Origin of the sequence: Streptomyces sp. NP-1717 (assembly GCF_022695985.1) — a bacterium.
GTDB lineage: Bacteria > Actinomycetota > Actinomycetes > Streptomycetales > Streptomycetaceae > Streptomyces.
Genome location: NZ_JAAPBF010000260.1, coordinates 1 through 9,561 on the forward strand (window position 1 = coordinate 1; position 9,561 = coordinate 9,561).

Annotated in this window: 5 protein-coding genes; 4 read left to right on the forward strand and 1 reads right to left on the reverse strand. The window is 70.7% G+C overall.

The annotated features are described in order from the left end of the window. From GXP76_RS31265 to GXP76_RS31280, 4 genes are all read left to right on the forward strand, one after another. Positions 1-677 (forward strand): spermidine synthase (locus tag GXP76_RS31265; protein ID WP_374363279.1); only part of this gene is annotated, 677 nt, incomplete at its 5' end. 109 nt (positions 678-786) lie between these two features. Beyond that, positions 787-1,524: a response regulator transcription factor gene (locus GXP76_RS31270; RefSeq protein ID WP_078075112.1), complete on the forward strand. Its 738-nt coding sequence runs from the start codon at positions 787-789 to the stop codon at positions 1,522-1,524. Positions 1,525-1,802: 278 nt separating this feature from the next. Beyond that, positions 1,803-2,825, forward strand: a complete 1,023-nt coding sequence (locus tag GXP76_RS31275; RefSeq protein ID WP_242574998.1) for an ATP-binding protein — start codon at positions 1,803-1,805, stop codon at positions 2,823-2,825. A 300-nt stretch (positions 2,826-3,125) separates the two neighbouring features. Next, entirely contained in the window at positions 3,126-7,013 is a 3,888-nt protein-coding gene (locus GXP76_RS31280; protein WP_242574995.1) for a multifunctional oxoglutarate decarboxylase/oxoglutarate dehydrogenase thiamine pyrophosphate-binding subunit/dihydrolipoyllysine-residue succinyltransferase subunit, read from the forward strand. A 74-nt stretch (positions 7,014-7,087) separates the two neighbouring features. On the opposite strand, the gene fxsT is transcribed toward GXP76_RS31280, so the two are convergent. Beyond that, positions 7,088-9,561, reverse strand: a 2,474-nt coding sequence (gene fxsT, locus GXP76_RS31285; RefSeq protein ID WP_242574996.1) for an FxSxx-COOH system tetratricopeptide repeat protein, incomplete at its 5' end; no start/stop codon positions are given.

The following is a 9,561-nucleotide window of genomic DNA, read 5'->3' on the forward strand; positions in this document are numbered from 1 at the left end:
ACGGCGAGGTCGTCCTGCGGCGGCGCCCCGGGGGCGAGGGCGACGAGGGGGACATCCACGAGATCATCGCCAACGGCACGTTCCTGATGGACACCTCCGACGGCCGCTCCGAGCGGCTGCTGATCGACGCCGCCCAGGCCGCGCTCGCGCCCGACCGCCGTGACGGACTGCCGTCCCTCCTCATCGGCGGGCTCGGCGTCGGTTTCTCCCTCGCGCACGCCGCCGCCGACGACCGCTGGGGCCGGATCGTGGTGGTCGAACGCGAGCAGGCCGTCATCGACTGGCACCACGGGGGACCGCTCGCACGGATCTCCGGCGCCGCGCTCGGCGATCCGCGCACTGTGATCCTCCACACCGATCTCGTCGACTACCTGCGTACGGCGGCGGAGGTCACCGACGAGCCCACCGACCACTACGACGCCCTCTGCCTCGACATCGACAACGGGCCCGGCTGGACGGTCACCGACGAGAACGCGAGCCTGTACATGCCCGGCGGGCTGGCCGACTGCCTGGCACGGCTCAACCCCGGCGGAGTCCTCGCCGTCTGGTCCGCCCAGCCGTCCCCCGCCTTCGAGGAGGCGCTGCGGAATGCCGGTTTCACCGGGGTTAGGACCGAAGAGATCCAAGTTGCCCGAGGAGTGCCTGACGTGGTCCATCTCGCCGTTCGCCCTGCGTAGCCGGGAGCCCTCCGCTGCCTCTACGCTGCTCCCCACACACGGGATCGACATCCTCACGGGGATCGTGGATCGAGGAACACGGATCGCGGAACGTACCAGGGGCGGGGCGATGGAGCAGACACACACCAGCCAGAACGGGGTCGCGGCCACTCCCGGCGCGCAGCGCCGGGTGCTCGTGGTCGAGGACGACGCGACGATCGTGGACGCCATCGCGGCCCGGCTGCGCGCCGAGGGCTTCGTCGTCCAGACCGCGGTCGACGGCCCCGCGGCCGTGGACGCCGCCGAGGCGTGGCAGCCCGACCTGATGGTCCTCGACGTGATGCTGCCCGGCTTCGACGGCCTGGAGGTCTGCCGCCGCGTCCAGGCGCAGCGTCCGGTGCCGGTGCTGATGCTGACGGCACGCGACGACGAGACCGACATGCTCGTGGGGCTCGGTGTCGGCGCCGACGACTACATGACGAAGCCGTTCTCGATGCGGGAGCTGGCGGCACGGGTGCATGTCCTGCTGCGCCGGGTGGAGCGCGCGGCGCTGGCCGCGGTGACGCCGCGCAGCGGCATCCTGCGCCTCGGTGAGCTGGAGATCGACCACGCGCAGCGCCGGGTGCGGGTGCGGGCGGAGGACGTCCATCTGACGCCCACCGAGTTCGACCTGCTGGTCTGTCTGGCGAACACGCCGCGCGCGGTGCTCTCGCGGGAGCAGTTGCTGGCCGAGGTGTGGGACTGGGCGGACGCCTCGGGCACCCGTACGGTCGACAGCCACATCAAGGCGCTGCGCCGGAAGATCGGCGCCGAGCGCATCAGGACGGTGCACGGAGTGGGTTACGCCCTGGAGACACCGGCGCCATGAGCCGGTCGCCGGGCGGCGGGGGCGAGCAGGCCGAGGGTCCCGGGCGCGCGGGGCGCGCGGGCCGTACGCCGCGGGGTCCGCGACCTCCGCGCGCCGCCCGCCCGTCGTCGGGCCGTACCGGCGGTCCCCGGCCGGCCAGAGGCGGCTCGTCGCGGCACGACCCGTCGGGACAGGGCCCGGCGCGCAAGGGCCCGGCGCGGATCAGGGCGGGGCACGGGTCACTCGGCGGGGCGGACGGCGGCGGTCTGCGGCCGTTCTCCATCAAGACCAAGCTCGGCATGCTCGTCGTGGTCTCGGTGCTCATCACCACCGGGCTGCTCATGGTGGCGCTGCGCACCGAGACCGAGCTGCGCTTCATCACGGTCTTCTCGATGATCGCGACGCTGTTGATCACGCAGTTCGTGGCGCACGGTCTGACCGCGCCGCTGGACGAGATGAACACCGTCGCGAAGGGCATCTCGCACGGTGACTACACGCGGCGCGTCAGCGGCGCCGACCGCCGTGACGAGCTGGGTGACCTGGCCTCCACCATCAACCGCATGGCGGACGACCTGGAGGCGGTGGACCGGCACCGCAAGGAGCTGGTCGCCAATGTCTCGCACGAGCTGCGTACGCCGATCGCCGCCCTGCGCGCCGTGCTGGAGAACGTGGTGGACGGGGTGTCCGCCGCCGATCCGGAGACGATGCGCACGGCGCTGAAGCAGACCGAGCGGCTGGGCCGGCTGGTGGAGACGCTGCTGGATCTGTCCCGGCTGGACAACGGTGTGCTGCCGCTGAAGGCGCGGCGCTTCGAGGTGTGGCCGTATCTGTCCGGGGTGCTGAAGGAGGCCAATCTCGCGGCCTCGCAGCGCGGTCTCAGCTCGGGTTCCGGCAACCACACCCGTACGGACGTGCATCTGCACCTGGATGTGTCGCCGCCGGAGCTGACGGCGCACGCGGACGCGGAGCGGCTGCACCAGGTGGTGGCGAATCTCATCGACAACGCGGTCAAGCACAGCCCGCCGCACGGCCGGGTGACGGTGCGGGCGCGGCGCGGGCACGGTCCGGAGTCGCTGGATCTGGAGATCCAGGACGAGGGGCCGGGTATTCCGGAGCCGGAGCGGCACCGGGTCTTCGAGCGTTTCAACCGCGGCAGCTCGCCGTCGCCGCACGGTCCTGGCAGTGACGGCGGTACGGGGCTGGGGCTGGCGATCGCGAGCTGGGCGGTGGATCTGCACGGCGGGCGTATCGGGGTGGCCGAATCCGTACGCGGCTGCCTCATCCAGGTGACACTTCCGGGAATCCCTCGGGCGCGCGGTTGACGTAGGGTTCGAACCGGAGGCACCGAACGAGCGCGTTCTGAGGGAAATTCGGTCGGGTGCCGCCGGTCCGGACTCCGTTCAGGCGGTGAAAAGGCCGTCGGCGTCGCGGTGCGTCCACTGCTCCGAGGACAGCTCCATGGAAACCTGGCTCGTTTCCCGCCAATTCCTACGCCGAAACCCGCCTTCCGGTGTGACGTGCATGACGTTGCCCCCGCCCGGTCTGCTCCTCTCGGTCCGGTAGGCGTAGCCTTGATTCCCGCTGTCCATCACCTTGTGAAGCGGAAGAGGGCGGTTGCCGCCGTGTCGTCTCAGTCCCCCAGTAACTCAAGCGTCTCGACCGACCAAGCGGGGCAGGAAAAGAACCCTGCCGCCGCCTTCGGGCCCAACGAATGGCTCGTCGACGAGATCTACCAGCAGTACCTCCAGGACCCGAATTCGGTCGACCGTGCCTGGTGGGACTTCTTCGCCGACTACAAGCCGGGTACGACCGGTACGGCGGACAAGAGCCCCGAGTCCACGACGGCGTCCACCGCAGCCGCGGGGGCTGCGGCGACTGCCGCGCCCGCCGCACCCGTGACGTCGGCGGCCACGACCACCGCGACCGCTCCTGCCGCTCCGGCGAAGCCCGTGGCGGCGGCACCCGCGCAGGCCCAGGCCCCCAAGGCCGAGTCGCAGGCCGCGGCGCCGGCCGCGCCGGCGAAGCCCGCCGCCGCGGCTCCGGCGCCGGCGAAGGCCGCGCCGCCCGCCCCGAAGCCGGCCGCCGCCAAGGCGGCGCCGAGGGACGAGCCGTCCGCCGAGGAGCCCGCCGGGCCCGAGTTCGTGACGCTGCGCGGCCCGTCGGCCGCCGTCGCCAAGAACATGAGCATGTCGCTGGAGCTGCCCACGGCCACGTCCGTGCGCGCCGTCCCGGTGAAGCTGCTCTTCGACAACCGCATCGTCATCAACAACCACCTGAAGCGGGCGCGCGGCGGCAAGATCTCCTTCACGCACCTCATCGGGTACGCGATGGTGCAGGCCATCAAGGCCATGCCGTCGATGAACTACTCCTTCACCCAGAAGGACGGCAAGCCCACCCTGGTCAAGCCGGAGCACATCAACTTCGGTCTGGCCATCGACCTCGTGAAGCCGAACGGCGACCGCCAGCTCGTCGTCGCCGGCATCAAGAAGGCCGAGACGCTCAACTTCTTCGAGTTCTGGCAGGCGTACGAGGACATCGTCCGGCGCGCCCGCGGCAACAAGCTCACGATGGACGACTTCAGCGGCGTCACCGTCTCGCTGACCAACCCGGGCGGCCTCGGCACGGTCCACTCCGTGCCGCGTCTGATGCCCGGTCAGTCGGTCATCATGGGCGTCGGTTCGATGGACTACCCCGCCGAGTTCCAGGGCACGTCGCAGGACACCCTGAACAAGCTGGGCATCTCCAAGGTCATGACGCTGACCTCCACGTACGACCACCGCGTCATCCAGGGCGCCGCCTCCGGCGAGTTCCTGCGGATTGTCAGCCAGCTGCTGCTCGGCGAGAACGAGTTCTACGACGAGATCTTCCAGGCGCTGCGGATCCCCTACGAGCCGGTGCGCTGGCTCAAGGACATCGACGCCTCGCACGACGAGGACGTCACGAAGCCCGCGCGGGTCTTCGAGCTGATCCACTCCTACCGGGTGCGCGGCCATGTCATGGCCGACACCGACCCGCTGGAGTACCGCCAGCGCAAGCACCCCGACCTGGACATCACCGAGCACGGCCTCACCCTGTGGGACCTGGAGCGGGAGTTCGCGGTCGGCGGCTTCGCCGGCCAGTCGATGATGAAGCTGCGCGACATCCTGGGCGTGCTGCGCAACTCGTACTGCCGCACCACCGGCGTCGAGTTCATGCACATCCAGGACCCGAAGCAGCGCAAGTGGCTCCAGGACCGCATCGAGCGCTCCAACTCCAAGCCGGAGCGCGAGGAGCAGCTGCGGATCCTGCGCAGGCTCAACGCGGCCGAAGCGTTCGAGACGTTCCTCCAGACCAAGTACGTCGGCCAGAAGCGGTTCTCGCTGGAGGGCGGCGAGTCCGTCATCCCGCTGCTCGACGCGGTCATCGACTCGGCGGCCGAGTCGCGGCTCGACGAGGTCGTCATCGGCATGGCCCACCGCGGCCGGCTCAACGTGCTGGCGAACATCGTCGGCAAGTCGTACGCGCAGATCTTCCGCGAGTTCGAGGGCAACCTCGACCCGAAGTCGATGCACGGCTCCGGCGACGTGAAGTACCACCTGGGCGCCGAGGGCACCTTCACCGGCCTCGACGGCGAGCAGATCAAGGTCTCGCTGGCCGCGAACCCCTCGCACCTGGAGGCGGTCGACCCGGTCCTCGAAGGCATCGCGCGCGCCAAGCAGGACATCATCAACAAGGCGGGCACGGACTTCACCGTGCTGCCCGTCGCGCTGCACGGCGACGCGGCCTTCGCGGGCCAGGGAGTCGTCGCCGAGACGCTCAACATGTCGCAGCTGCGCGGCTACCGCACCGGCGGCACGGTGCACGTGGTGATCAACAACCAGGTCGGCTTCACCGCCGCCCCGGAGGCCTCGCGCTCCTCGATGTACGCGACGGACGTCGCGCGCATGATCGAGGCGCCGATCATCCATGTGAACGGTGACGACCCGGAGGCGTGCGTCCGGGTGGCGCGGCTCGCGTTCGAGTTCCGCCAGACGTTCAACAAGGACGTCGTGATCGACCTCATCTGCTACCGCAGGCGCGGTCACAACGAGGGCGACAACCCGCAGTTCACCAACCCGCAGATGGTCACCCTGATCGACAAGAAGCGTTCGGTGCGCAAGCTGTACACCGAGTCGCTGATCGGCCGCGGCGACATCACGCTGGAAGAGGCGGAGCAGGCGCTCCAGGACTTCCAGGGCCAGCTGGAGAAGGTGTTCGCCGAGGTCCGCGAGGCCACGTCGCACCCGGCTCCGACCCATGTCCCGGACGCCCAGGCCCAGTTCCCGGTCGCGGTCACGACGGCCATCTCCCAGGAGGTCGTCAAGCGGATCGCCGAGTCCCAGGTCAACATCCCCGACCACATCACGGTGCACCCGCGGCTGATGCCGCAGATGCAGCGCCGCGCCGCGTCGGTCGAGGACGGCACGATCGACTGGGGCACCGGCGAGACCCTCGCCATCGGCTCGCTGCTGATGGAGGGCACCCCGGTCCGCCTGTCGGGCCAGGACACCCGCCGCGGCACGTTCGGCCAGCGCCACGCGGTGCTGGTGGACCAGGAGACCGGCGAGGACTACACCCCGCTGCTCTACCTGTCCGAGGAGCAGGCCCGCTACAACGTCTACGACTCGCTGCTGAGCGAGTACGCGGCGATGGGCTTCGAGTACGGCTACTCGCTGGCCCGCCCGGAGTCGCTGGTCATGTGGGAGGCCCAGTTCGGCGACTTCGTCAACGGGGCGCAGACCGTCGTCGACGAGTTCATCTCGTCGGCGGAGCAGAAGTGGGGCCAGACCTCGGGCGTCACGCTGCTGCTGCCGCACGGCTACGAGGGCCAGGGCCCGGACCACTCGTCCGCGCGCCCCGAGCGCTTCCTCCAGGTCTGCGCGCAGAACAACATGACGGTCGCGATGCCGACCCTGCCGTCGAACTACTTCCACCTGCTGCGCTGGCAGGTCCACAACCCGCACCACAAGCCGCTGGTGGTCTTCACCCCGAAGCTGCTGCTGCGGCTGAAGGCCGCGACGTCGAAGATCGAGGAGTTCACCTCGGGCGGCTTCCGCCCGGTGATCGGCGACGCGATGGCGGAGGCGGGCACGATCGACCCGGCGGAGGTCCGCAAGGTCGTCTTCTGCGCGGGCAAGGTCTACTACGACCTGGACGCCGAGCGTCAGAAGCGCGGGCTGAAGGACACCGTGATCGTGCGTCTGGAGCGGCTGTACCCGCTGCCGGGCGCGGAGCTACAGGCGGAGATCGCGAAGTACCCGAACGCGGAGAAGTACCTGTGGGCGCAGGAGGAGCCGGCGAACCAGGGCGCGTGGCCGTTCATCGCGCTCAACCTGATCGACCACCTGGACCTGGCGGTCGGCGCCGACATCCCGCACGGCGAGCGTCTGCGCCGTATCTCGCGGACCGCCTCGTCGTCGCCCGCGGTCGGCTCGGCCAAGCGGCACCAGGCGGAGCAGGCGCAGCTGTGCGCCGAGGTCTTCGACGCCTGAGCACGGTGACGTGACGCAGGAGGGCCCGGCACCGCTCGGAAGCGGTGCCGGGCCCTCCTGCGTCCGCTCGCGCGTCAGCCCAGATACGGCTCGAAGTCCCAGTAGGGACGGATCCGCTGGCGCGCCGACAGTGTGTGGTGGTGCTGCGCCCCCATGGTGCGCGTCAGCTTCTGGAGCGCGTCCTCCTCGACCTTGTCCGCCTCCTCGCGCTGCCGGAGCCCGCGCAGGTCGGCGGCGAGCGCCGTCTGGCTGGAGAGCGTCAGCGGATGGTCGTCGCCCAGCGCCGTACGGGCCCGCCGCAGCGTCTCCCTGCTCAGCTCGGCGGCCTCCTCCAGCCGCCCGGTGAGGTTGCGCCCGCCGGCCGCGTTCAGCGCGCAGCCGAGCGTCCACGGGTGGTCGTCGCCGAGCAGGGTGCGCAGACCGGTGAGGGCCTGCTCGAAGAGGACGAGCGCGCCGTCCCTGTTCCCCTCGGCCTGCATGAGGAGGCCGATGTTGGACTGCATCCCCGTCGGTACGGGGTGGGCCTGGCCGACCAGGGCGCGGTAGGTGTCCTCGGCCTCGGCGAGCAGGTCCCGGGCCTGGCCCAGATCGCCGTGCACGCGCAGGTAGTTGCCGTAGTCGGTGACGAGCATCAGGTTGTTGTGGTGGCCCTTGCCGTACACGCGCTCGTGGCGGGAGAGCAGGTCGGCCATCACCGGGCCGACGTCCTCGCCCTTGGTGCCCGCCCTGCGCCTGCACAGCACGAGGTTGTGCTGGGCCCACAGCGTCTGGGGGTGCAGCTCGCCCATGACCTGGATCTGGGTCCGTACGCCCAGGTCCTGGCGGGCCAGGGCGTCGTGGTAGCGGCCGAGGAGGCGCAGGTCACGGGCGCAGGCGTTGACCGAGTGCAGGGTGTCCGGGTGACGGGCGCGCAGCACGGACTCGCGTTTGCGCAAGGTGTCGAGGTCGATCTCGTACGCCTTGTCGAACTGGCCGAGGAGCCGCAGGGCCACGCCCATCTGGTGCTGGGCCCGCAGGGTGGTCCACTCGTCGGCGCCCAGCAGTTCCCGGCCGACGTCGACCACGTCGCGCTGGAGCCGGTACGCCTCCGGGTAACGGCCGAGGAACCGCAGGTCCGAGCTGAGCCCGCTGTTGGCGGCCATCAGCCTGATCGGGTCGGGCTCCGGCTGGGCCAGCAGCAGGTCGAGGACTCCGCTGTCCCGGTCGTACGCCTCGTGGAACCGGCCGCTGGCGCGCAGGATCACCGTGGTCCGGGCGGCGAGCTCCAGCATGTACTCGGAGTCGGGGGCGAACAGGGCGACCCACTTCTCCCGGACCCGCCGGGCCAGGTCCATGCCGACGGTGTACTCACCGCTCATGTAGCAGTACCGGAGGCAGTTCAGGACGAGCTGGACGGTACGCGGATGGGTGCTCTCCAGGGCGCCGGAGAAGTCGAGCTGGGGCAGGATCTCGGCGTACCGGGGCCAGTGCCTGCTGTCGGAGGGCTCGCCGGGGTCGCTGCCGACGAGGACCTGGCGGACCACCCCGCGGTGGATCTCGTGGTCGTCGCCCGCGGTGAGCCGGCTGACGATGCCGTGCACGACGCGGTGCATGTGGACGGACTCCTGGCGGGGCCCGGCCTCGCGCCCCTCGGAGACGGACGGGCTGCGTGAGTCCTTGGTGATGACCGAGTAGTTGGCGAGGGTGTCCAGCGCGCGCGGCCAGTCGGGGGTGTTGTCGGCGATCCAGCGCAACTGCTCCGGGAGGTCCCCGGGGGCCACGCCGCGCACCAGGCCGATGGGGATGCGGCCGGGCGCGAAGCAGGCGCACAGCTTGAGCAGTTCGAGCGCGCGCGGCTCGGACTCACGGACCCGGTTGAAGAGCATCGACCAGGAGGTGAGCGAGGAGCTGGGGTAGTCACCCAGCTCGGACACCTCGTCCAGGGGGTTGATCTCGCCGCTGTGGACCTTTTCGAGGTACTCCGGTACGGGCATCCGCAACTCGCCCAGCAGCGCCGCCGCGTGGGCCATCTGCAGCGGCAGGTCCTGGAACTCGACGGCGACCTCGTCGGCCTCCTCCGCCGTGATGTGCGGGGCCCTGCGCATCAGATAGCCGGTCGACTCGGCGCGCCGGAAGACGGGCACCTCCACGATGTCGCCGACGGTGCGCCAGCCGTGGTTGCGCGAGGTGATCAGCACATGGCCGGTGCCGCCCCGCGGCAGAATGGCGGCGGCCTCCTCCACGTCCTCCCAGCCGTCGAAGATCACCAGCCAGCGGCTGTGCGGGTCGCCGCGGCGCAGCGCGTCGCGCACCGCGCGGATCCGCTCGCCGGGCTCGGAGCCGCTGCGCAGCCCCAGCGCCGGCGCCAGCTCGCCGAACCGGTCGCGCTGCGTGCCCCGCTGGTCGGAGTTGACCCACCACACGACGTCGTAGTCGGGGCTGAAGCGGTGCGCGTACTCGGCGGCGAGCTGGGTCTTCCCGATGCCCGACATGCCGACCAGCGCGCACACGGAAGCGCCGGGCTCGACGTCCGTGAGGGATTCCTGGACGCGGTTGAGCAGGTCCTCCC

What these genes read in the sequence shown, in the direction of transcription:
- GXP76_RS31270 (WP_078075112.1), top strand. Translation starts at nt 787, where the DNA reads ATGGAGCAGACACACACCAGCCAGAACGGGGTCGCGGCCACTCCCGGC.
- GXP76_RS31275 (WP_242574998.1), top strand. Translation starts at nt 1,803, where the DNA reads ATGCTCGTCGTGGTCTCGGTGCTCATCACCACCGGGCTGCTCATGGTG.